Source organism: Roseomonas sp. SRI_022, from assembly GCF_057586215.1.
This window is the reverse complement of the sequence record NZ_JBYCZL010000006.1, coordinates 170,815-191,890: the sequence shown is the minus strand read 5'-3', so window position 1 is coordinate 191,890 and position 21,076 is coordinate 170,815. Positions and strand designations below refer to the sequence as shown.

The 21,076-nt window shown below is 68.7% G+C and carries 21 protein-coding genes and 1 pseudogene; 17 read left to right on the top strand and 5 right to left on the bottom strand.

Going from position 1 to position 21,076, the window contains the following annotated elements:
• Window positions 1-4 precede the first annotated feature (4 nt).
• Window positions 5-712 (top strand): RraA family protein, encoded by a 708-nt coding sequence (locus AC2YHJ_RS08140; protein ID WP_487395229.1) that lies wholly within the window; start codon window positions 5-7, stop codon window positions 710-712.
• Window positions 713-717: 5 nt separating this feature from the next.
• Window positions 718-1,152 carry an acyl-CoA thioesterase gene (locus AC2YHJ_RS08135; RefSeq protein ID WP_487395227.1) on the top strand — a complete coding sequence of 145 codons (435 nt, stop codon included), beginning with the start codon at window positions 718-720 and terminating at the stop codon, window positions 1,150-1,152.
• On the opposite strand, the gene AC2YHJ_RS08130 is transcribed toward AC2YHJ_RS08135, so the two are convergent.
• The 3 genes from AC2YHJ_RS08130 to AC2YHJ_RS08120 form a co-directional block, all read right to left on the bottom strand.
• Window positions 1,149-1,634: a GlcG/HbpS family heme-binding protein gene (locus AC2YHJ_RS08130; protein WP_487395226.1), complete on the bottom strand. Its 486-nt coding sequence runs from the start codon at window positions 1,632-1,634 to the stop codon at window positions 1,149-1,151. The two genes, AC2YHJ_RS08135 and AC2YHJ_RS08130, sit on opposite strands and share 4 nt — an antisense overlap.
• A gap of 67 nt (window positions 1,635-1,701) precedes the next feature.
• The gene (locus tag AC2YHJ_RS08125; RefSeq protein ID WP_487395224.1) at window positions 1,702-3,321 is read right to left on the bottom strand and encodes an amidohydrolase; all 1,620 of its coding nucleotides are present in this window, start codon (window positions 3,319-3,321) and stop codon (window positions 1,702-1,704) included.
• On the bottom strand, window positions 3,318-4,646 hold the full coding sequence (locus AC2YHJ_RS08120; RefSeq protein ID WP_487395223.1) for an NAD(P)/FAD-dependent oxidoreductase: 1,329 nt from the start codon (window positions 4,644-4,646) through the stop codon (window positions 3,318-3,320). The genes AC2YHJ_RS08125 and AC2YHJ_RS08120 overlap by 4 nt, the downstream gene beginning before the upstream one ends.
• A 160-nt stretch (window positions 4,647-4,806) precedes the next feature.
• Here AC2YHJ_RS08120 and AC2YHJ_RS08115 point away from each other — a divergent pair, with 160 nt between their 5' ends.
• From AC2YHJ_RS08115 to AC2YHJ_RS08080, 8 genes are read left to right on the top strand one after another with little or no spacing between them, the layout of a single operon-like run.
• Window positions 4,807-5,916: an extracellular solute-binding protein gene (locus AC2YHJ_RS08115; protein WP_487395222.1), complete on the top strand. Its 1,110-nt coding sequence runs from the start codon at window positions 4,807-4,809 to the stop codon at window positions 5,914-5,916.
• 9 nt (window positions 5,917-5,925) lie between these two features.
• Window positions 5,926-6,864 carry a 2-hydroxyacid dehydrogenase gene (locus tag AC2YHJ_RS08110; RefSeq protein ID WP_487395220.1) on the top strand — a complete coding sequence of 313 codons (939 nt, stop codon included), beginning with the start codon at window positions 5,926-5,928 and terminating at the stop codon, window positions 6,862-6,864.
• Window positions 6,864-7,634 carry a class II aldolase/adducin family protein gene (locus AC2YHJ_RS08105; protein ID WP_487395217.1) on the top strand — a complete coding sequence of 257 codons (771 nt, stop codon included), beginning with the start codon at window positions 6,864-6,866 and terminating at the stop codon, window positions 7,632-7,634. Before AC2YHJ_RS08110 ends, AC2YHJ_RS08105 begins: the two co-directional genes overlap by 1 nt.
• On the top strand, window positions 7,631-8,734 hold the full coding sequence (locus tag AC2YHJ_RS08100) for an ABC transporter ATP-binding protein (RefSeq protein WP_487395216.1): 1,104 nt from the start codon (window positions 7,631-7,633) through the stop codon (window positions 8,732-8,734). Before AC2YHJ_RS08105 ends, AC2YHJ_RS08100 begins: the two co-directional genes overlap by 4 nt.
• Window positions 8,731-9,576, top strand: coding sequence for an ABC transporter permease (locus tag AC2YHJ_RS08095; protein ID WP_487395215.1), 846 nt, complete (start codon window positions 8,731-8,733; stop codon window positions 9,574-9,576). Before AC2YHJ_RS08100 ends, AC2YHJ_RS08095 begins: the two co-directional genes overlap by 4 nt.
• A 4-nt stretch (window positions 9,577-9,580) precedes the next feature.
• Window positions 9,581-10,369 (top strand): ABC transporter permease, encoded by a 789-nt coding sequence (locus AC2YHJ_RS08090; RefSeq protein WP_487395214.1) that lies wholly within the window; start codon window positions 9,581-9,583, stop codon window positions 10,367-10,369.
• Window positions 10,370-10,398: 29 nt separating this feature from the next.
• Complete coding sequence (locus AC2YHJ_RS08085) at window positions 10,399-11,409, top strand: dimethylarginine dimethylaminohydrolase family protein (RefSeq protein ID WP_487395213.1); 1,011 nt, start codon at window positions 10,399-10,401, stop codon at window positions 11,407-11,409.
• Entirely contained in the window at window positions 11,406-12,248 is an 843-nt protein-coding gene (locus AC2YHJ_RS08080; protein ID WP_487395212.1) for an alpha/beta hydrolase, read from the top strand. The genes AC2YHJ_RS08085 and AC2YHJ_RS08080 overlap by 4 nt, the downstream gene beginning before the upstream one ends.
• Here AC2YHJ_RS08080 and cnbZ read toward each other — a convergent pair.
• Both cnbZ and AC2YHJ_RS08070 read right to left on the bottom strand, forming a co-directional pair.
• Window positions 12,220-12,972 (bottom strand): 2-amino-5-chloromuconate deaminase CnbZ, encoded by a 753-nt coding sequence (gene cnbZ, locus AC2YHJ_RS08075; RefSeq protein WP_487395210.1) that lies wholly within the window; start codon window positions 12,970-12,972, stop codon window positions 12,220-12,222. The genes AC2YHJ_RS08080 and cnbZ overlap by 29 nt on opposite strands.
• Complete coding sequence (locus tag AC2YHJ_RS08070) at window positions 12,969-14,534, bottom strand: ABC transporter substrate-binding protein (protein WP_487395209.1); 1,566 nt, start codon at window positions 14,532-14,534, stop codon at window positions 12,969-12,971. The genes cnbZ and AC2YHJ_RS08070 overlap by 4 nt, the downstream gene beginning before the upstream one ends.
• Window positions 14,535-14,680: 146 nt before the next feature.
• Between AC2YHJ_RS08070 and AC2YHJ_RS08065 the strand changes: the two genes are divergently transcribed.
• From AC2YHJ_RS08065 to ureC, 7 genes and pseudogenes are all read left to right on the top strand, one after another.
• The gene (locus AC2YHJ_RS08065; protein WP_487395208.1) at window positions 14,681-15,337 is read left to right on the top strand and encodes a DUF1028 domain-containing protein; all 657 of its coding nucleotides are present in this window, start codon (window positions 14,681-14,683) and stop codon (window positions 15,335-15,337) included.
• A complete protein-coding gene (locus AC2YHJ_RS08060; protein WP_487395207.1) occupies window positions 15,337-16,452 on the top strand; it encodes an aminotransferase class V-fold PLP-dependent enzyme in 1,116 nt (371 codons plus the stop codon). The genes AC2YHJ_RS08065 and AC2YHJ_RS08060 overlap by 1 nt, the downstream gene beginning before the upstream one ends.
• 13 nt (window positions 16,453-16,465) lie before the next feature.
• Window positions 16,466-17,599 (top strand): zinc-dependent alcohol dehydrogenase family protein, encoded by a 1,134-nt coding sequence (locus AC2YHJ_RS08055; RefSeq protein WP_487395206.1) that lies wholly within the window; start codon window positions 16,466-16,468, stop codon window positions 17,597-17,599.
• Window positions 17,600-17,694: 95 nt separating this feature from the next.
• On the top strand, window positions 17,695-18,528 hold the full coding sequence (locus AC2YHJ_RS08050) for an urease accessory protein UreD (RefSeq protein WP_487395205.1): 834 nt from the start codon (window positions 17,695-17,697) through the stop codon (window positions 18,526-18,528).
• An 87-nt stretch (window positions 18,529-18,615) separates the two neighbouring features.
• Window positions 18,616-18,915, top strand: a pseudogene (locus tag AC2YHJ_RS08045) (urease subunit gamma); the annotation flags it as partial.
• A gap of 137 nt (window positions 18,916-19,052) precedes the next feature.
• The gene (locus AC2YHJ_RS08040) at window positions 19,053-19,358 is read left to right on the top strand and encodes an urease subunit beta (RefSeq protein ID WP_487395204.1); all 306 of its coding nucleotides are present in this window, start codon (window positions 19,053-19,055) and stop codon (window positions 19,356-19,358) included.
• 2 nt (window positions 19,359-19,360) lie between these two features.
• Window positions 19,361-21,076 (top strand): urease subunit alpha, encoded by a 1,716-nt coding sequence (ureC, locus tag AC2YHJ_RS08035; RefSeq protein WP_487395203.1) that lies wholly within the window; start codon window positions 19,361-19,363, stop codon window positions 21,074-21,076.

The window sequence follows — 21,076 nt, the reverse complement described above, 5'->3', positions numbered from 1 at the left end:
ATTCATGCCCCAATACCCCTTCACCGCCGCCGACCTCGAAGCGCTGCGCCAGTGGGATACGCCGACCATCTGCAACGCGCTCGAAGTCGTCGCGCCGCATCGCCGCGGGTATGGCTTCACCGTGCGGCCGATGACCGCGGTCGATCCGGAGCTGCCGCCGATCTGCGGCCTGGCGCGCACCGGCACGCAGCGTGCGGCCTTCCCGTCGGGCCGCAGCAAGGAAGCGGACAAGGCGATGCGCGTCGCCTGGTACGAGTACGTCGCCGATGCCGCGCTGCCGACCATCGTCTGCCTGCAGGACCTGGATGACACGCCCGGCGTCGGCGCCTTCTGGGGTGAGGTGAACAGCGCCGTGCACCAGGGCCTCGGTGCGCAGGGCGTGGTGACCAACGGTTCGGTGCGCGACCTCGACATGTTCGCGCCGGGCTTCCAGGGCATCGCGGGCGTCGTGAACCCATCGCATGCCTATGTGCATATCGTGGCGCTGAACCTGGACGTCACGATCCATGGCATGCAGGTGAAGCACGACGACGTGGTGCATGCCGACCGGCATGGCGCCGTCGTCATCCCGCACGACGTCGTCACCAAGATCCCGGCCGCCATCGACCTCGGCGCGCGGAAGGAGAAGGTGATCCTCGACATGGTGAAGTCGAAGGGCTTCAACGTGGCGAAGCTGAAGGAAGCGCTGCTGAAGTCCGAGGACATCCACTGAGGGCCATGCGCGCGCCGCTTTGTTCCGTGCTGCCCGGGTGGGTCGACCACTACGGGCACATGAACCTCGCCTACTACCTGGTGGCCTTCGATATGGCGACGGACGCGCTGTGGCCGTCGCTGGGGCTCGGGCCGGCGTTCCGCGCGCGCGGCCTCGGCACCTTCGCTGCGGAATCCTGGCAGGCCTATACGCGGGAGGTCATGGAAGGCGCGCCACTCGCCTTCGACAGCGAGGTGCTGTCCTTCGATTCGAAGCGCCTGCTGTGCCGCCACGTAATGTTCCATGCGGCTGAGGGCTGGCAGGTGGCGGAGAATGAGGTGCTGTATCTCTGCATCGACCTCGATGCCCGCCGCGTCGGCGCCTGGCCGGAGGAGGTGCTGGCACGCTTCGGCACGCACGCCACCGGCGGCGCGCCGAAGCGGCTGGCGCTGAAGCGTTAGTTCAGGCGCTCGCGGATCCGCGCAATGCCGGCCTCGGCGCATTGGTCGTCGAGATGCCCGCCGGGGGCGCCGCCGACGCCGATGGCGCCGACCACCTCATCGCCGATGCGGATCGGCATGCCGCCACCGACGATCAGGAAACCTTCGATATCGACCAGCCGCGCCGCACCGGGATTGGTGCGGACGGTCTCCAGGATCTGGCTGGTGTTGGCGCGCATGCTGACGGCCGTGTAGGCCTTGGCGCGGGCCGATGCGACGGTGTGCGGCCCGGCGCCATCCGCGCGCAGCAGCGCCTTCAAGACGCCCGAGCGGTCCACGACGGCGGCGGAGACGCGGAAGCCGCGTCCGATGCAGGCCTCGACAGCCGCGGCGACCGCCTCCGCTGCCAGGCTGGCGCTGATGTTCCGCTCGGTCACGACGCCCTGCGCAAGGCTCGTCACCGGCGCCAGGACAAGGCTGGCGAGCAGGACCAATTGGCGCATGGCGCACCCTTTCGGCGGAGTTCGGGCGCGGATGCTCGCATGCCGCCCCGGCCGCCGGAAAGGGGTGTCAGGCCGCGTGGCGCGGGACGCCGCCGACCACCGTTGCCGCCACGCGCGTGTCGCGGATCGCGGCCGGATCACAGGCAAGGATGTCGGTGTCGAGCACCGCCAGGTCAGCGAGCTTGCCGACCTCAAGGCTGCCCTTCTCCGCTTCCTCCCGCTGTGCCCAGGCGCCAAGGGTGGTGTAGGCGGCCAGCGCCTGCATGGGTGTCACGGCCTCGGACGCATCGAGGTCCGCGCCGGTCTGGCTGCGCCGTGTCACCATCGCGCCGAGCGCGGTGAAGGGATTGACGCGGCAGACGGCAAAGTCGGAATGCCCCGGGGCGGGGATGCCGGCCTGGATCAGGCTGCGATGAGGCCACATGTGCCGCAGCGCCGCCTGACCGCGATTGGCGACATAGGCCTCGCCCAGTTCGTCCATGAAGCCGGTGGCCGAGGAATCGACGAAGCCGCCGCGCTTCAGCCGCGCGAGGATCGGCGGCGTGACGTAGCAGCAGTGCTCGACCCGCATGCGATGGTCGGTGACCGGATGCGCGGCGAGCGCGGCCTCCATCACATCGAGGGCGAAGTCGATGCCACGGTCGCCCACGCCTTCGATCATCACCTGCAGCCCGGCCTTGTGCGCGGCGGTGGCGCGTTCGGTCAGGTCATCGCGATCGTACAGCAGCATGCCGGTATTCGGCACCGGCTCGCCAGGCACCGCCGCGCCGACATAGGGATCCCAATAGGCAGCGGTGCGGCCGGAGGTCGAGCAATCAGGGCACCACTCCACGCCGATCAGCCGCAGCCATTCATCGCCGAAACCGGAACGGATGCCCGCGCCGATCAGGTGCGGGATCAGCGGCTCGTCCCGGCCCGAGGCGATGATGCCCATGCGCATCCGCCAGCGCCCGTCGCGGTGCATCTGCTGATACGCGCGGATCGCCTTCGCCGGCGTCAGCGAATTGGCCACCGAGGTGATGCCATGGCGCAGGCACTCGTCCTGCACCATCTCCATGCCCTCGGCGATGTCGGATTCGCTGTCGGCGTCATGGATGGCGTTGAGGAAGATGTGCGCCGCCGTCTCCCGCACCAATCCGGTGAAGGCGCCGGTCCTCGGGTCGCGGTCGAAGGCGCCGAAGGGCGGGTCGGACGCATCCGCGGCCACGCCGCAGGCGGCGAAGGCGGCGCGGTTCGCGAGACCCAGATGCCCGTCCGTGCGCAGGATGAAGACCGGATGGCCGGCGCTCGCCGCGTCCAGTTCGTCGAGCGTCGGATAACCGCCGGAGGCACGCTCGTTCAGCCGGTAGAAGGCGCCCCAGCGGCCGGTCGGCAGGGTCTCGCAGACGCGGCGGATGGTGGCGAGCAGCGCGTCGCGCGTCGCGACGCGGTCCGGCGAAACCAGCGTCCAGGTGCGCAGGCGCACCGCATAGGAATCCGGATGCGCGTGGCTGTCCACGATGCCTGGGATGACGCGGCGGCCCTCGGCGTCCAGCACGCGCGTGCCGGAGCCGACATGATCGCGCATCGCGGTGGAACTGCCGATGGCGACGATGCGCCCGCCGGTCGCCGCCAGCGCCTCGGCCTGCGTGCCCGCCGCATCCATCGTCGTGATGCGGCCGTTGAGAAGGACGAAGTCGGCGTTCATGCGGCAGCCCTGTCCATGTGGTCGCGCAACCGATACCAGCTGCCAACGATCGGCAGGAACCAGTTCGGATTCCCGTTGTAGAGCGGCATTGTCGGGAAGTTCAGCCCGTCCAGCGCGAAGCCTTCATTGTCCGCGCCGGCGATCTTCAGTGCCGCGCGATGGCCGAGCCAGGTCGCCATCGCGACCCCGGAGCCCTGGCATCCCGCGGCATAATGGACGCCATCCTGCACGCCGATATGCGGCAGGAAGTCGAAGGTGAAGGCGACATTGCCGGTCCAGGCATGGGTCAGCCGCACATCCTTCAACTCGGGAAAGACAGCGAGCATGAAGCCGCGCAGCACGGGTGCGGCGGTCGCAGGCTCCGTGGGGCCGAAGCTTGCGCGGCCGCCCCAGAGGACGCGGTTGCCGTAAGGTGAGGGGCGGAAGTAGTTCAGCACGCGTCGCGTGTCGCTGATCATCCGGCGGCCGGGGAAGAGCCGGTCCATAGTCTCGGCTGGCAATTCCTCGGTGGCGATGATGTAGGAGCCGACCGGGATCATCCGCTTCGCGAGCCACGGCATGGCCGACCGCCCCTGGGCATCGCGTGAATAGCCATTGGTCGCAACCAGCACCGCACCGGCGCGCATCTGGCCGCGATCGGTGGTGATCAGGAAGCCGCTGCCGTCCGGCCGTATGCCGGTGACGCGCACGCCATCGATCAGGCGCGTTCCCGCGCGTTCGGCGGCGTCGGCGAGCCCGCGCGCATACTTGCCGGGATGCAGACTGCCGGAGGCCTCGGCGATCATACCGCCATGGTAGTGATCGCTGCCGAGTGCCTCTCGCTGCCGGTCCTTCGGCAGCATGTGGGTCGGCAGCCCGGTCACATCGGCAATGAACTCGGCGCGCGCGGCCAGCGCGTCGTAGTGCTTCGGCGTCCATGCCGGCACGAAACGGCCGCAGCGGATGTAGTCGCAGTCGATGCCCTCCCGCGCGATCGTCTCCTCGATGAAGGGGAATGAGGCGGCGGCGGCCCCGGCGATCGCCCGCGCACGCTCGGCGCCATAGGTCTTCTGCAGCGCGCCGGAGGCGACCTTCAGCCCACCCGAGACCATGCCGCCATTGCGCGAGGAGGCACCCCAGCCGATGCGTTCCGCATCGAGCACGGTCACCTCATGCCCCAGGCGGCGCAGCGTCAGCGCCGCCGAAAGCCCGGCATAGCCGCCACCGACCACGGCGACGCCGGCGCTGTCGGGCAGCGTGCCGTCGCGCCCGGGTGGCTCCGCCGCCTCCCACCACCAGGGGGTTGTCTTGAAGCCCGGCGCGAAGATGGGGTTCGCGGAGGTCATTGCCCGATCAGCCTGCTCATGGTGTGATTTGCACGGGAGAGTTCACGCCGGCGCAGCGACATTCGCAAGTGGCCGCACGCCCGCCCTGGCATGCGTCGTGCTTCGCGCTGTTTGCGCAATGCTGCGCGCAACGGCGCGGGCCCAGTGAGGAGAGACGGTGATGCAAAGCTTCCAGCAGGATTGTATCGAACTGGCCTTGCGCAAGTATCGCCGTGGGGAGGTCGATCGCCGCACGCTGCTTGCGGGTCTCGCCGCACTCGGTGTGGGCACTTTGGCGGGTGGGCAGGCACAGGCGCAGGCATCGCGCCGCCTGGTGATGGTGAACTGGGGCGGCATCGCCAACCAGGGCTTCGGCAATTTCTACGGTGCGCCCTTCGTCGCGGCCAATCCCGGCTGGACGGTGGAACAGGACAGCACCGGGCCATCCGCCGGACGCATCCGTTCCATGGTGGAAAGCGGCCGCGTCACCTGGGACCTGTGCGATTCCTCGGCATCCTCGTCGAACCTGCTCGGGCGACAGAACCTGCTGGCGAAGATCGACTACAACATCGTCAAGAAGGAGGACACGCTGCCGGTCGGCTTCGCGCTGGAATACGGCGCGGCGCCGTATTCGTTCAGCTCGGTGCTCTGCTACGACAGCGCGAAATTCCCGCAGGGCGGGCCGACCTCCTGGGCGGATTTCTATGATCTGCGGAAGTTCCCGGGCACGCGGCTGTTCCGCCGCGATGCGCTGGCCACGCTCGATGCCGCGCAGATGGCGCTCGGCAAGGATCCGGCGAATCTCTATCCGCTCGATATCCGCGCCACCATCCGCAAGGCCGCCGAGCTGCGCCGCAATGCCGTCTACTGGAACAGCGGCAGCGAGAGCGAGCAGTTCATGCGCACTGGTGAGGCAGTGATGGGCCAAGTCTGGCACACCCGCGCCACGGTGCTGGAAGCCGAAACGAATGGCCGTATCAAGTTCATCTGGCCGCAGGCGCTCCTGCAGGCGGGCATCTTCGTGATCCCGCGCGGCAATCCGGGTGGTGAGGGGGCGCAGCGCCTGCTTGCTTCGATGCTTGCCAACCCCGAGCCGCAGGTGGAACTGCTTAAGCTGCTGGGCAACGGGCCATGCAACCCGCGTGCTGCCGCGCTGGTGCCGCAGGAGATGCGCCGCAAGAACCCGACAGATCCGGACAATGCGCGCGTGCAGGTGGTGCTGGACGGCAATTGGTGGGGGCAGAACTACCAGCAGGCGAATGCGGACTTCATCGATGCGATCACGGGCTGACGCCGGCCCGTGATCCTGGTTGTCAAGTCTGGGGGTGAGCAGGCGCTGCCGGAGTGGCGCGCCTGCTTTGCCGAAGTTGCGCCCGATCTCGAACTGCGCTGGTGGGACGATCCGACGCTGGATCCCGCCGCGGTCGACTATGCACTGGTGTGGGATCCCGAGCCGGGACGGCTCGCGAGCCTGCCGCGACTGCGCGCCATCTTTGGCTCGGGCGCCGGCGTGGATGCCATCGTCACCGACCCGCATCTGCCGAAGCACCTGCCGCTGGTACGCTGCGTGCCGCCGGAGGCGACGCAGCGCATGGGCGAATTCGTCTGCTGGGCGGTGCTGTCGCTGAACAAGGATGCGCGGCGCATGGCGATCGGCCAGGCGAAGCGCGAATGGGATGCCTTCGATCCGCACTTCGCCGCGGCGGCGAAGACAGTCGGTATCATGGGCCTCGGCGCGATGGGGCTGCGCGCGGCGGAAATGCTGCGCGGGCTCGGCATCCCCGTGATCGGCTGGTCGCGCACACACAAGATCGTGCCCGGCATGGAGTGTTTCGCCGGCCCGGCGGAGCAGGGAGCCTTCCTCGCGCGCAGCGACGTGCTGGTCTGCCTGCTGCCGGCGACACCGGAGACGATTGGGCTGATCGCCGCGCCGCTGCTGTCGCAATTGCCGCCTGGCGCGGGGCTCGTGCAGGTCGGGCGCGGTGCGCATCAGGTGCTGCCCGACATCATCGCCGCACTCGATTCCGGCCAGTTGTCTGGCGCCATGCTCGACGTGTTCGAGACGGAACCACTCCCGGCCGACAGCCCGGCCTGGGCGCATCCGCGCATCACCGTGACGCCACATGCCGCGAGCACGCCGAGCCGCGAGGAACGCGCGCGCTACGTCGCAGGCTGCATCGCGCGCTTCGAACGCGGCGAAGCGCTGCCCAACCTCTACGTCCCCGAGCGAGGCTACTGATGGCCCTCCCGCCGCCGCCGGTGAAGCCGGACCCCGACCGCATCCAGACCGAACAGGAGGTGCGCGAGGATCTCGCCGCCGCCTATCGCCTGATCGCGCTGTTCGGCATGACGGACCTTGTCTTCACCCATCTCTCCGCGCGCGTGCCGGGGACAGGGCACCGCTTCCTGGTCAACCCCTATGGCCTACTGTTCGAGGAGATCACCGCGAGCAGCCTGGTGGCCGTGGATGCCGAGGGTGAGCCGTTGCAGGAGACATCCTGGCCGGTGAACCCGGCGGGCTTCGTGATTCATTCCGCCGTGCACCGCGCCCGTGAATCGGCGATGTGCGTCATGCATACGCATACGCTCGCGGGCATGGCGGTGGCGGCGCAGTCGGGCGGGCTGCTGCCGCTGAATCAGATCAGCATGGAGTTCGACGATCGCGTCGCGCTGCATGACTACGAGGGCATCGCGGCGGACGACAACCTGTCCGAGCGCGACCGGCTGGTGCAGGACCTTGGCGAGCGGCCCTGCATGATCCTGCGCCACCATGGGCTGCTGACGGTCGGCCGGACCGTCGCCGAGGCCTTCTACTGGATGCACTACCTGGAGCAGGCCTGCCGCATCCAACTCGCGGCACAATCCTCGGGCGTGCCGTTGGCGGTGCCGCCGGCCGGCGTGGTGCAGCGCGCGCGGGCGCAGTTCGGAACGGGCCCGACCAAGGGCTGGCTGCCCTGGCAGGCGCTGCGACGGAAACTCGACCGCGAGCAGCCGGACTACAGGACGTGAGCGCGGCCACGGGGCATGCGCTCGGCCTGCGCGGGCTGACGCGGCGATATGGCAGCTTCGTCGCGGTCGATGATGTGTCGCTGGAGGTCGGGCAGGGGGAGTTCCTGACGCTGCTCGGCCCGTCCGGATCGGGCAAGACGACGATCCTGATGGCGGTGGCGGGCTTCGTCGCGCCAAGCGAGGGTGCGGTGCTGCTCGACGGGCGGGACATCACGCCGCTGCCGCCCGAGAAGCGCAACTTCGGCATGGTCTTCCAGGGCTATGCGCTGTTCCCGCACATGACAGTCGCGGAAAACGTCGCCTTCCCGCTGCGCGTGCGCGGGATGTCGCGGGCGGAACGCGATGCGAAGGTGCGCGCGGCACTCGACCTGGTGCAACTCGGCGCCTTCGCCGAGCGGCTGCCGAAGCAGTTGTCTGGCGGGCAGCAGCAGCGCGTGGCACTGGCCCGCGCGCTGGTCTTCGATCCCAATCTGCTGCTGCTGGACGAACCGCTCTCGGCACTCGACAAGAAGCTGCGCGCGGAATTGCAGGAGGAACTGAAGGCGCTGCACCGCCGGGTCGGACGCACCTTCGTCAATGTGACGCACGACCAGGAGGAAGCGCTCTCGCTGTCCGACCGCATCGCCATCCTCAATCACGGCAAGCTGGTGCAGGCCGGCGCGCCAGGGGATTTGTACGAGCGGCCGCGCACGCGCTTCGTCGCCGACTTCCTTGGCAAGTCGAACTTCCTCGAAGGCACGGTCCGCCAGCCCCATCCGGGTGGCTTCACGCTGGAAGCGGGGGGCGCGCGGCTTGCCGTGGCGCTGTCGGCCGGGACGGCGGCGCCGGCGGCGGGGACGCGCAGCCTGCTCTCGCTGCGTCCGGAGAAGATCACGGTGCTCGGGGAAGGCGAGGAGGCGGACAACGTCGTCGAAGGCCGCATCATTGCCTGGGCCTATCTCGGGGCGGGCTTCTCGCTGCGCATCGGCACGACGGAACTTGGCGAGATCCGCGCCAACCTGCCGAGTTGGCGATCGGCCTTTGCCCCTGCGGAGGGGCTGTCACTGCGCCTGGGCTGGGCCGCCGAGGCCGCTGTCCCGGTCGCGGAGGACCTGACGTGAGCACCACGGGCCGCCTCGGCATCGGCTGGTGGCTGCTGATCCTGCCGGCCTTCGCGCTGCTGCTGGCCTTCTACATCGCGCCCATCGTGCAGGTGCTGGCGATCAGCGTCACGGAGCCAGAACCCGGCTTCGGTAACTATGAGCGCATCCTGACGTCCGGCGCCGTGCAGCGGGTGATCTTCACCACGCTGCGCATCTGCGGCATCACCACCGTGCTGGCGCTGCTTCTGGGCTATGCGATCGCCTATGCGATCACGCTGTCCTCGCCCCGCGCGCGTGGATGGTGGATCCTAGCGGTGCTGGTGCCGTTGTGGATCTCCGTGCTGGTGCGCGCCTTTGCCTGGGTTACGCTGCTGCGGCGGCAGGGCCTGGTGAACAACACGCTGATGAATGCGGGGCTTATCAGCGAACCGCTGCCGCTGGTCTGGAATGAATTCGGCATCGTGGTCGGCATGGTGCACTACATGGTGCCCTTCGCCGTACTGCCGATGCTGGCCTCGATGCGGGAGATCGATCCGCGGCTGCTGGCCGCCGCGCGCGGCCTCGGGGCAAGTCGCGGCGAGGTATTCCGCCGTGTCTTCCTGCCGCTGTCCATGCCGGGCGTGATCGCGGCCGGCGTGCTGGTCTTCATCTTCTCGCTGGGCTTCTACATCACGCCGGCGATCCTGGGTGGCGGCAAGACGCTGATGGTCGCTGAATGGATCAGCCTGCAGATCCTCGACCTGATCCGCTGGGGATTGGGGACGATGATGGCGACGGTGCTGGTGCTGGCGATCCTGGTGACGCTCGCGGTGTTCTCCCGCATCGTCGACCTGCGGCGCATCTTCGGGGCGGGGGCCTGACGCGATGGACGGGACATACAGCCCCGGGCCGGCGGGACGCGGCATCGCCTGGGCCACGGCGGCCTATCTGGTGCTGCCGATCCTGATCATCCTGCCGGTGGCGCTGACCGACCAGCGTTACCTGTCGCTGCCGCAGGACGGCATCTCCTTCCGGCACTTCGCTACCGTGCTGACCTCGCCGGAATGGCTCGGGTCGATCTGGCAGTCCTTCACCATCGCTGTGGCGGCGACCGTGCTATCGGTCACGGCGGGCACGCTCTGCGCCATCGGGTGCTGGCGCATCTCCCGCCGCTCGACAGAACTGGTGCGCGTGTTGATGCTGCTGCCGCTGATCATCCCGTCGATCGTCTATGCGATCGGGCTGTACCGGTATTTCGGGCCGCTCGGGCTGCTGGACCGCTTCCTTGGCGTGGTGATTGCGCATGGGGTGACGGGGATTCCCTATGTGGTGATCACCGTCTCCACCGCACTCGCGGCCTTCGATCCGCGGCTGGAGCAGGCGGCGCGTGGCATGGGTGCATCCCTGTCGCAGACGCTGCGCTGGGTGATCCTGCCACGCATCGCGCCGGGCATCTTCTCGGGCGCGATCTTCGCCTTCATCCATTCCTGGGACGAACTGGTGATGGTGCTGTTCATCGCATCGCGCGATGTCTTCACCCTGCCGCGGCGGATCTGGGATGGCATCAACGAGAATCTCGACCCCGCCATGGCGGCGGTGGCCGTGCTGCTGATTCTGTTCACGCTGCTGCTGCTGATGGCCGATCGCGCCCTGCGTCGCCGCAGCGAAGGCTGACTTCAACCAGGAACCGGGAGAGACGCGCCATGTCCAGCGCGATGTCCGAATTCGACCACCGATACAACATGCTGATCGAGCGCTTCGCCAGCGAAGCCGAGCCCGCATTCAACAGCGAGGCGGAACAGGTCTTCGGCTGGGGTCGCCGCTGGGGCTGCAATTCCGATATCGGCCGGCTGCGCGTGGTGCTGATGCACCGTCCTGGCGAGGAGATGAAGGTCCTCGAGACCCTGCCGCTGATCCCCGAACTCGGCGCCTATGGCGACCCCGCGACGGGGGCCTATTGGCGCGGGGAGGTGATCCCGACACTCGCCGACCAGCAGGCGCAGCATGACGCGCTTGCCGCTGCGCTGCGCGAGGAAGGCGTCGAGGTGGTGATGCTGAACCGCACCGCGCCGGGGCGGCACAAATCCATCTACACGCGCGATTCCTGCATCGCGGTGGATGGCGGTGCCATCGTCACCCGCATGGGCCCGCGCATCCGCCGCGGCGAGGAACGTCCGGTCACGGAAACGCTCGGCGCGCTCGGCATGCCCGTGCTGCGCACCATCCACGGCACGGGGCTGATGGAGGGCGGGTCCTTCGCCTATGTCCAGCCTGACGTTGCGGTGATCGGCATTTCCTCCCGCGTCAATGAAGAGGGCGCGCGCCAGGTCGAGGAGGTGCTGGCCGTCCAGGGCACGCGGCTGATCCGCGTGCAGATCCCCGGCTACCGCCTACATATCGACGGCGCCTTCGTGATGATCGACCACGATGTCGCGCTGGTGAACCCCGTGACGCTGCCCTTCGTCTTCATGGAGGAGCTGAAGCGGCTGGGCATCCGCATGATCCCGCTGAACCACCAGGACCCGTCCTGGGCGATCAACTGCCTTGCCGTTGCGCCGGGCCGCGTGCTTATGAGCGACCAGGTCGGACCACGCACGCAGGAAGCGCTGGACAAGGCAGGCATCAGCGTGCGGCTGGTCAATTACGACAAGGTCTATCTGGGTGGTGGCGGCATCCATTGCTCGACCTCCCCCTTGGTGCGCGATCCGATATGAATGGGTGGCCCGTCTGGCATCCGCCACCGGCGGGCCGATCGCCCTATTATGCCGCCCCGGGCCTTCCCGGCTTTTCCTACTGCCTCTACGTCCCGAGGCAGCGGCCGGAGGGGCCGGCGCCGCTGATCGTCGCCATGCATGGCAGCGATCGGCGTCCGGAGGTGATCCGCACCCTGCATGCGCCGCTGTGCGACCGGACCGGCGCGGTGGTGCTGGCTCCGCTCTTCCCGATTGGCGCCGTCGCGCCCGATGACGAGCCGGGCTACAAGCTGTGCGTCTTCCGTGGCGTACGCTACGATCTGGCGCTGCTCGCGATGGTCGCGGATGCGGCAACGCGCCTGCCGCTCGCCATCGACCGCTTCATCATGACGGGCTACTCGGGCGGTGCGCAGTTCGTCCTGCGGTTTCTGTTGTTGCATGCGGACCGCCTGGACACGGTCTCGATCGGTGCACCGGGCTACATCACGCTGCTGGACGACAGCCTGCCCTGGTGGGCCGGTACGGGAGACTTCGTCGCCACCTTCGGCCGCGAGCCTGACATCGGGGCCATCCGGGACGTGGCGATCCAACTCGTCATCGGCACCAGGGATACCGCCCTGGACCAGATTGCGGTGCCGCAGGGCGATCCGCGGCTGATGAACGCGGTGAGGCGGTCAGGCAGGACGCGCATCGCGCGTATGCGGACGCTGGAGGCCAATCTGCGCGCCGCCGGCTGTCATCCTCGGATGGACTGGGTGGAAGGTGCGGCGCATGCGGTGCGCCATACCTTCCCCACTGTCGAGGCCTTCCTCGCGGCGCGCCTCGCCACGTTCAGCCGGGCAGAACTCGTTCTGCCATGACGCCGCGGCAGTCCATCTCGTAGTCCAGCCCCTCGACGGGCGGGCGGCAATGCTGCCAGGTCAGGCCATGGCGGGCAGCGCCGCGGGCGACGACCTCCTCCGTCAAGGCCGGCGGCATCGGGTAGACGGTGTAGGCCTGCACCCCCGTCGTCGCGCCCCAGCCGAAGCCGAGCAGTGCCATCCGGCGTTCCATCTCGCCCAGGACATGGCGGCCCTTCTTCAGCATGCCCTCGGGCGAGGTGTCGCCATAGGCGACCGTGTTCTCGCGATAGGTGCCCTTGCCCTCCACCGATTCACCGCTGCCGGCGACGACGAAGGATGGTGCCGCATCGGCGTCCGGCACGGTGTAGCAGAAGGCGTGGAAGCCTGGTTCGGCGGGTGGGGCAACGCGCGGGCAGACATTGCTGCGCGCGACGGGGTTATGGCCATCACGCAGGATGCCCCATTGGCCCAGCACTGTCGCATAGCCGGTGTTGAAGACGCGGAAGCCATCCTCGCTGAACGGTGCGGGGGATCGCAATTCGCAGGCCGCGAAGGCCGTGCGCGGACGGCCGATGGTCGCCAGGTGGGCCGCGATCCGGCGCCAGCCCTCCGCCATCGGCACCGGGTTCGCGAAGCGCACGCGTTCCAGCCGGAAGCCGGGCAGGGCGGCGACCCCACCGGAATACTGCGTCACCGCGGGGATGAAGCGGTATCCGGCGTTCGTGTTATCGATCGTGCTCATCGCTTGGTCACGCCCCAGAAGACCGGGATGATCGTCGGGCGCAGCCCTTCGACATTGGCGCGATGCGCTGTCAGCGTGCGGTACTGCCCGGCATTGATATACGGCAGCGCCTGGTAGGCGCGAGCGTGGACGCGTTCCAGGATCTCGCGGCGCTTCGCGGGATCGGCTTCCTCCCACCAGGCGGCGCGCAGGCGTTCCAGTTCGGCATCGCAGGGCCAGCCGGCCGGCGCCGCCTCGCAGGTCGCGGCGAGATACACGTTCACCAGCGGGTTCTGCGAGTCGAGCACATTCGCGATCGTCACGAACAGGTTCCATCCGCCCTGGTCGATCGGTTCCCGCCGGTTGCGCCGCTGCGTCACCGTCGCCCAGTCGGAGGCGACGACATCCATGTTCAGCCCGGCGCGGCGCATATTCGCCGCCATGGTCAGCACCACGGCATTGTTCGCCGACCAGTCCGCGGCGTTGAGGAACACCACGCGCTCGCCATTGTAGCCGGCCTCCCGCAGCAGAGCGCGCGCGCGCTCGATATTGACGGCGCGCAGGCCCTCGGCGCCTGCCGAGCTTTCCAGCGGCGTGCCGCAGAGGAAGTAGGCGGGGCAATAGGGCACTTGCTCGGATGGCGGCACGCCGATCGCCTGCAGGTTCTCCTCCTGGTTCACCAGATGCAGCAGCGCCTGGCGTGCGCGCGGATCGTTGAAGGGCGGGATGTGGTGGTTCGGCCGCAACCAGACCATGGAGCCCACAGGGTTCAGCGCGAAGGTGCGGATGTTGCGGTTGCGCTGAAGCACCGGCATCACGTCCGGGGAAGGCTGCTCGATGAAGTCGATCTCACCCGATTGCAGCGCGGCGGCTTGCGTCGCTGGGTCGGAGATGCCGAGCCATTCTACGCGTTCGAGCATCACCACCTTGCCGCCGGCCAGCCCATCCGCCGGTTCGCTGCGCGGGCGATAGGCGGGGTTACGGACATAGACGGCGCGCTCACCGGGCAGGAAGTCCTGCGCTCGGAAGATGAAGGGGCCCGACCCCGTCGCATCGGTGATCGAGGTGTTCGCTGGCGTATTCGCGATGCGCTCCGGCATGATGAACAGCGCGCTCGCGGTCGAACGCGCCAGCGCTTCCGTCACGAGACCGAAGGGGCGGGACAGGCGCAGGGTGAACGTCCGGTCGTCCACCACATCCAGTGCGGCGGTGGCGGCGAGCAGCGCGCGGCCGGCGATGTCGCGTTGGCCCCAACGGCGGATCGATGCGACGGCATCGGCCGCGCGCACTGGTTGGCCGTCATGGAAGGCGAGGCCCTCGCGCAAGGCGAAGCGGTGCGTCATGCCATCGGCCGAAGCCTCGTGGCTCTCGACCATCTGCGGCCGCGCGACGCTCTGGCTGTCGAGGCCGAACAACTGGTCATAGACCAGGAAGCCATGGTTGCGGACGATGGCCGAGGTCGAGACGACCGGATCGAGGCTCGGCAGCGGGCTGACCAGCACGATGCGGAGGTTGCCGGAGGGCGCGGGTTGCTGCGCCTCGGCGGCCTGCTGGAAGCCGAGCAGCGCGACGGCTGCCGCCATGAGTGTTGTGCGGAAACTGGCCAATTCTGCCTCCCATTCGCGCGAGCACAGCCATCATGCCAGCCCCGCCCGACTTGTCCAAGGCACGCCCTGGACGTCGCGCGCGCAGCGGCCTTGAATGCGGCGATGACGCCGAAGGGACCGGCATGACCTTTTCTCTGCTTGGACGGTGTGCGCGAACGGGGCAGTTCGGTGCGGCGGTGACGACATCTTCGATCGCGGTCGGCACCCGCGTGCCGTTCCTGGCTGCCGGGCTCGGCGGCGTATTGACGCAGCACCGCACCGATCCGCGGCTCGGGCCGCGCGGGCTCGACCTGTTGCGGTCGGGCTGCTCGGCGGCGGAGACGGTGGCGGCGCTGGTGGCCTCCACCCCCGACCATCGCTGGCGGCAGATCGCGGTGATGGATGCGCAGGGACGGACCGCGCATTTCGACGGGGAACGGGTGAAGCCTTCGCGCAGCGTGTCGCATGGCAAGGATGTCGTCGCGCTGGGCAATATCCTGGCAACCGAAGGCGTGGCCGTTGCGATGGCCGAAGCCTTCCTGGCCAGCGCCGAGCAACCGCTCGCCGAACGCCTGGTGCGCGCGCTGGAGGCCGGGGAGGCCGCGGGTGGCGAGCACGGCGACGTAACCTCCGCCAGCCTGACGGTGGTGGACCGCGAGTGCTTCCCTTATGTCGATCTGCGAATCGACAAGGCGGAGGGTCCGATCCCGAAGCTGCGCGCGCTGTGGGAGGAATACGCCCCGCTCGCCGACGGCTTCGTGAAGCGGGCGATCGATCCCGAGGACGCGCCGATCATCTGATGGATCCGCTGTTCGACCCCGCTGATTTCCGCATCCCGCCCGGCGTCGCGCATGTCTGCGCGGCGGGCGAGACGCCGTTCCTGCGTCGCCACGATGCAGCCTTCGCGGCCTATGCCGAGGACAAGTCGGTCGGCTCCCCCGGCCGCGCGCGGCAGGAGGAGCGGATGGCCTCCGCACGGCTACGAGCCGCGCGGCTGTTCGGCGTGGAGGCCGGCGATATCGGCTTCGTCTCCTCGGTCGCCGAGGGCGTCTCGATGATTGTCGAGAGCATCGGCTGGCGGGATGGCGATGAGGTGCTGGTCGATCCCGACGAATATCCCTCCGTCGCGGCGCCGCTCGCGCAGTGGGGCGTGACGCTGCGCTTCGCGCCGATGCTGGAACCGGCCACCGTTGCCGCGGCCGTGACGCCGCGCACGCGCATGATCGCGGTCAGCGCTGTTTCCTTCCTTACCGCAGCCCGATACGACCTGGTCGCGCTGCGCGCGGCGGCGGATCGGGTTGGCGCGCTGCTGGTGGTGGATTTCACGCAAGGCGCGGGCTGGATGCCGATCGACGCGTCCGTCGCCGATTTCGCGTTTTCTGCCACCTACAAGTGGCTGCTAGGGACGACAGGCACGGCGATCGGGTTCTGGAACCGTGCGCGGCAGCCAGGCTGGGCGCCCGGCACCGCGGGGTGGCATTCGATCGCATCCATGGGTCGGCCGGATTGGTCGCGTGCGCCGGAACTGCTGCCCGACGCCGGCCGCTTCACGCGTGGCAATCCCGCGCATCTCGGGCTCTATGTGCTGGATGGTGCGCTCGACTACCTGGAGCATTTCGGAACGCCCGCGATCGAGCGTCATGTGCAGGCGCTGACGGTTGCCATGCTGGCGCGGCTGGCCGAAGCCGGCATTCCGTCCACCACGCCGTCCGACCCGCGCCACCATGGCGCGAGCGTCTGCGTGCAGTCGCCGCAGGCCGCGGCGATCGTCGCCGGGATGGAACGCCGTGGCGTGCTGGCCTGGAACGGGCGCGGCCGGGTCCGCGTGTCCTTCCATGGCTACAACGGGACCGAGGACATGGCGCGCGCCTCCGATGCGCTGATCGCCGAATGGCGCGCCGCGACGAACACCTAGGAGGAAACGCCACATGCGCATGAAGGCCGCCGTCCTGTTCGAACAGGGGCTTCCCCGGCCCTACGCCAAATCCCTGCCGATGGTGGTCGAGGAGGTCGAGCTCGATCCGCCGGGACCGGGCGAATTGCTGATCGAGGTCGCGGCGGCTGGCCTGTGCCATTCCGACCTGTCCACCATCGAGAACCAGCGCCCGCGCCCGCTGCCCATCGTCATCGGGCATGAGGGCGCGGGCATCGTGCGTGAAGTCGGGCCCGGCGTGACGGACCTCAAGGAGGGCGACCACGTCGTCACCGTCTTCGCGCCGTCCTGCGGCAATTGCCGATACTGCGTGCGGGGGCGGCCGAACATCTGCCCGACCGGCAACGTCTTCCGCGCGGCGGGACAATTGCCGACCGGCACGCGGCGGCTGAAGCGGCTGGACGGCACGCCGATCAATCACAACTCCGGTCTGTCGCTCTATGCGCAGTATGCGGTGGTGGCGCGGCGCTCGGCGGTGAAGATCGGCAAGGACATCCCGCTGGACGATGCGGCGATCTTCGGATGCGCGGTGATGACCGGCGCGGGCGCGGTGCTGAACACCGCGGGCCTGCAGGCCGGCGAGGCGGTCGCCGTGGTCGGGCTCGGCGGCGTCGGCATGAATGCGTTGTTCGGTGCCGTCGCGGCAGGGGCTGAGCGCATCGTCGCCATCGACACCAACCCGCAGAAGCTGGAACTCGCGAAGCAATGGGGTGCGACCGACGTCTTCCTCGCCGGCAACGAGGATTGCGCGGCGCAGGTGCGCGAGGCGACGGATGGCGGCCTCGACACCGTTATCGAGACGGCGGGGTCCATCCCGGCCATGCAACTCGCCATCGCCATCACCGCGCGCGGCGGCGAGACGATCAGCGCCGGGCTGCCCAACATCAACGCGCAGGTGTCGTACCTGCACGCCTCCATGGTCAGCGAGGAACGCTCGATCCGCGGGTCCTACATGGGGTCCTGCGTGCCGGAACGCGACCTGCCGCGGCTGCTTGGCCTGTATCGGCGCGGCAAGCTGCCGGTGGACAAGCTGAAGACCAGCCACATCACGTTCGACCAGATCAACGAAGGCTTCGACCTGCTCTCCGATGGCAGCGTCCTGCGCCAGATGCTGCGGCCGAACGCCTGATTCGCTGACTGCCCGCTGCATGGGCGGCAATTGCCCATGCGGCGTGCAATGCGCCCTGCCTTGCAACATCGCCGCGCCATGGCAGGGTGGCGGCGATGTCTTTGCCCGTCGTTGCAGTCGTCACCCATCAACGCTCGCGGGGCGGTGCCGCCCTGCGTTTCGCGGTGGCGCGTGGTGCGACGCGGCTGATCGACCTGCACCAGGCCGCACCGATGCGGATCCTGTTCCCCGATCCCGAGCCGGGGGAGCCGCCACTCGCTGCGCTGGTGAACACGGCGGGCGGGCTGGCGGGCGGGGATTCGGTGACGGTGGATGTGGCGCTGGATGCCGGTGCACATGCCGTGGTCAGTACGCCGGCGGCCGAGAAGATCTATCGCAGCCTGGGTGCGGAAACCTGCATCGCGACGCAGCTCGATATCGCCGCCGGTGCGACGCTGGAATGGCTGCCGCAGGAGACGATTCTGTTCGACGGCGCGCGGCTGGCTCGGCGGCTGGATGTGGACGTCGCGCCGGATGCGACGCTGTTGCTGTCCGAGATGCTCGTCTTCGGCCGCCACGCGCGTGGTGAGGCGCTGCGCGAGGGCAGCCTGGCCGATATCTGGCGGGTCAGTCGCGGCGGGGCGCTGCTGTGGGCGGATGGCCTGGCGTTGGGGCAAGGGATGCGGGCGCGTTTGGATGACCGCTTCGGCTTCGCCGCTGCGCAGGCCTGCGCGACGCTGCTGGTGGTGTCGCACGCGCCGCTGACCGAGGCGCGCGACGCAGCGCGGGAGGCCGGCATCGCTGCCACGCTGCCGCGGCCCGGTGTGCTGCTGCTGCGCTGGCTGGGCGGTGCGGCGGCGGTCCGCGACGGGGTGGCCGATGGTATTCGCCTGCTGCGATCGCGGGTGCTGGGGGCGGCGCCGGTCCTGCCGCGGGTGTGGACGTGTTGAACCGGGCCTGGCCATGATGGCGCGCGTCTTGCTGCGCGTCGCGCGCCTTGCTGCGTGTCGTGGCGGCCGGCGGAGGAGCGCAAACGGATGAACCTGACGCCTCGGGAAAAGGACAAACTGCTGGTGGCGATGGCGGCGATCGTCGCGCGCCGCCGGCTCGATCGCGGGTTGAAGATGAACTTCCCCGAGGCGGTGGCGCTGATCACCGATTTCGTGGTGGAAGGCGCGCGCGACGGGCGCAGCGTGGCCGAGCTGATGCGCGATGGCGCGAAGGTCCTGACGCGCGACCAGGTGATGGAGGGCATCGCCGAGATGGTCGCCGAGATCCAGGTCGAGGCCACCTTCCCGGATGGCACCAAGCTGGTGACGGTGCATGAACCGATCCGCGACGCGGTTCCGGTGAGGGCGAAGCCGGGCGCGAAGAAGCCTGCGTCACGTGTCGCCGCGAAGGCCGGGCCGGCGGTGAAGAAGAAGCCCACTGCCAGGACGACGAAACCCAAGGCGAAGCCGAAGGGAGCCCGCCGATGATCCCGGGCGAGATCCTCCCCGCCGCCGGGGATATCGAACTCAACGCCGGCCGTGCCGCCATCGAGATCGAGGTGGCGAACACGGGAGACCGCCCGGTGCAGGTGGGCAGCCACTACCACTTCGCCGAGACCAACCCGTTGCTGCGCTTCGACCGTAACGCGGCGCGCGGCAAGCGGCTCGACATCGCCGCCGGCACCGCGGTGCGCTTCGAACCGGGCCAGACGCGCCGCGTGCGGCTGGTGGATTTCGCCGGCACCCGCACCGTGCACGGCTTTCGCGGCGAAACGGAAGGAGCGCTCTGAGCATGGCGACACGCATCTCCCGCGCCGCCTATGCCGGCATGTATGGCCCGACGACTGGCGACCGCGTGCGGCTGGCGGATACCGACATCGTCATCGAGGTGGAGCGCGACCTCACCACCTATGGCGAGGAGGTGAAGTTCGGCGGCGGCAAGGTCATCCGCGACGGCATGGGCCAGTCGCAGGTGACGCGCGCGGATGGCGCGATGGACACCGTCATTACCAATGCGCTGATCCTCGATGCCGTGACCGGCATCGTGAAGGCGGATGTGGGGCTGAGGGACGGGCGCATCGCGGCGATCGGCAAGGCGGGTAACCCGGATACGCAGCCGGGCGTCACCATCATCATCGGCCCGGGCACGGAGATCATCGCCGGCGAGGGCAAGATCCTCACCGCCGGCGGTATCGATCCACACATCCACTTCATCTGCCCGCAGCAGATCGAGGAGGCGCTGGCATCCGGCGTCACCTCGATGTTCGGCGGCGGGACCGGGCCGGCGCATGGCACGCTCGCCACCACCTGCACGCCGGGGCCATGGCACCTCGCGCGCATGTTGCAGGCGGCGGAATCCTTCCCGATGAATCTCGGCTTCCTCGGCAAGGGGAATGCCGCGCTGCCGGCCGCGCTGGAGGAACAGATCAAGGCCGGTGCCTGCGGCCTGAAGCTGCACGAGGATTGGGGCACCACGCCCAAGGCGATCGACACCTGCCTGTCGGTGGCCGATGCGATGGACATACAGGTCGCGATCCATACCGACACGCTGAACGAATCCGGCTTCGTCGAGGAGACGATCAAGGCGATCCGCGGCCGCGTCGTTCAGGCCTTCCACACCGAAGGCGCGGGTGGCGGGCATGCGCCGGACATCCTGCGGCTGGTCGGCGAAGCCTGCATCCTGCCGTCCAGCACCAACCCGACCATGCCCTATACGGTGAACACGGTGGATGAGCATCTCGACATGCTCATGGTCTGCCATCACCTCGACCCGCATATCGCCGAAGATGTCGCCTTCGCCGAATCCCGCATCCGCAAGGAGACGATCGCGGCCGAGGACATCCTGCACGACATCGGCGCGATTTCGATGATGTCCTCCGACAGCCAGGCGATGGGCCGTGTCGGGGAGGTCATCATCCGTACCTGGCAGACCGCCCACAAGATGAAGGTCCAGCGCGGCCGGCTGCCGGAGGAGAAGGGCGACAACGACAATCGTCGCGCGCTGCGCTACGTCGCGAAATACACGATCAATCCGGCGATCAGCCAGGGCGTTGCCGATCACGTCGGCAGCATCGAGACCGGCAAGCTCGCCGATCTCGTGCTGTGGTCGCCGGCCTTCTTCGGCGTGAAGCCGGAGATGGTGCTGAAGGGCGGGGCTATCGCCATGTCGCTGATGGGCGACCCGAACGCCTCCATCCCGACACCGCAGCCGGTGCACTACCGCCCGATGTTCGGCGCCTTCGGCAAGGCACGCACCGCAACGGCGCTCACCTTCGTCTCCCAGGCCGCGCTGGAAGCCGATATCGGCGGGCAGATCGGGCTGAGCCGGCCGCTCGCCGCCGTGCGGAACTGCCGCGGCGGCATTTCAAAGCGGTCCATGCTCCACAATGACGCGCTGCCACGCATCGAGGTTGATGCGGAGACATACGAAGTGCGCGCGGACGGCGTGTTGCTGGTCTGCGAACCAGCCAAGGTGCTGCCGATGGCGCAGCGTTACTTCCTGTTTTGA

Excerpts from the sequence above, each read along its gene's own strand:
- AC2YHJ_RS08140 (WP_487395229.1), top strand. The coding sequence starts at position 5 with ATGCCCCAATACCCCTTCACCGCCGCCGACCTCGAAGCGCTGCGCCAG.
- AC2YHJ_RS08135 (WP_487395227.1), top strand. The coding sequence starts at position 718 with ATGCGCGCGCCGCTTTGTTCCGTGCTGCCCGGGTGGGTCGACCACTAC.
- AC2YHJ_RS08130 (WP_487395226.1), bottom strand. The coding sequence starts at position 1,634 with ATGCGCCAATTGGTCCTGCTCGCCAGCCTTGTCCTGGCGCCGGTGACG.
- AC2YHJ_RS08125 (WP_487395224.1), bottom strand. The coding sequence starts at position 3,321 with ATGAACGCCGACTTCGTCCTTCTCAACGGCCGCATCACGACGATGGAT.
- AC2YHJ_RS08120 (WP_487395223.1), bottom strand. The coding sequence starts at position 4,646 with ATGACCTCCGCGAACCCCATCTTCGCGCCGGGCTTCAAGACAACCCCC.
- AC2YHJ_RS08115 (WP_487395222.1), top strand. The coding sequence starts at position 4,807 with ATGCAAAGCTTCCAGCAGGATTGTATCGAACTGGCCTTGCGCAAGTAT.
- AC2YHJ_RS08105 (WP_487395217.1), top strand. The coding sequence starts at position 6,864 with ATGGCCCTCCCGCCGCCGCCGGTGAAGCCGGACCCCGACCGCATCCAG.
- AC2YHJ_RS08090 (WP_487395214.1), top strand. The coding sequence starts at position 9,581 with ATGGACGGGACATACAGCCCCGGGCCGGCGGGACGCGGCATCGCCTGG.
- AC2YHJ_RS08085 (WP_487395213.1), top strand. The coding sequence starts at position 10,399 with ATGTCCAGCGCGATGTCCGAATTCGACCACCGATACAACATGCTGATC.
- AC2YHJ_RS08080 (WP_487395212.1), top strand. The coding sequence starts at position 11,406 with ATGAATGGGTGGCCCGTCTGGCATCCGCCACCGGCGGGCCGATCGCCC.
- cnbZ (WP_487395210.1), bottom strand. The coding sequence starts at position 12,972 with ATGAGCACGATCGATAACACGAACGCCGGATACCGCTTCATCCCCGCG.
- AC2YHJ_RS08070 (WP_487395209.1), bottom strand. The coding sequence starts at position 14,534 with ATGGCGGCAGCCGTCGCGCTGCTCGGCTTCCAGCAGGCCGCCGAGGCG.
- AC2YHJ_RS08065 (WP_487395208.1), top strand. The coding sequence starts at position 14,681 with ATGACCTTTTCTCTGCTTGGACGGTGTGCGCGAACGGGGCAGTTCGGT.
- AC2YHJ_RS08060 (WP_487395207.1), top strand. The coding sequence starts at position 15,337 with ATGGATCCGCTGTTCGACCCCGCTGATTTCCGCATCCCGCCCGGCGTC.
- AC2YHJ_RS08055 (WP_487395206.1), top strand. The coding sequence starts at position 16,466 with ATGCGCATGAAGGCCGCCGTCCTGTTCGAACAGGGGCTTCCCCGGCCC.
- AC2YHJ_RS08050 (WP_487395205.1), top strand. The coding sequence starts at position 17,695 with ATGTCTTTGCCCGTCGTTGCAGTCGTCACCCATCAACGCTCGCGGGGC.
- AC2YHJ_RS08040 (WP_487395204.1), top strand. The coding sequence starts at position 19,053 with ATGATCCCGGGCGAGATCCTCCCCGCCGCCGGGGATATCGAACTCAAC.
- ureC (WP_487395203.1), top strand. The coding sequence starts at position 19,361 with ATGGCGACACGCATCTCCCGCGCCGCCTATGCCGGCATGTATGGCCCG.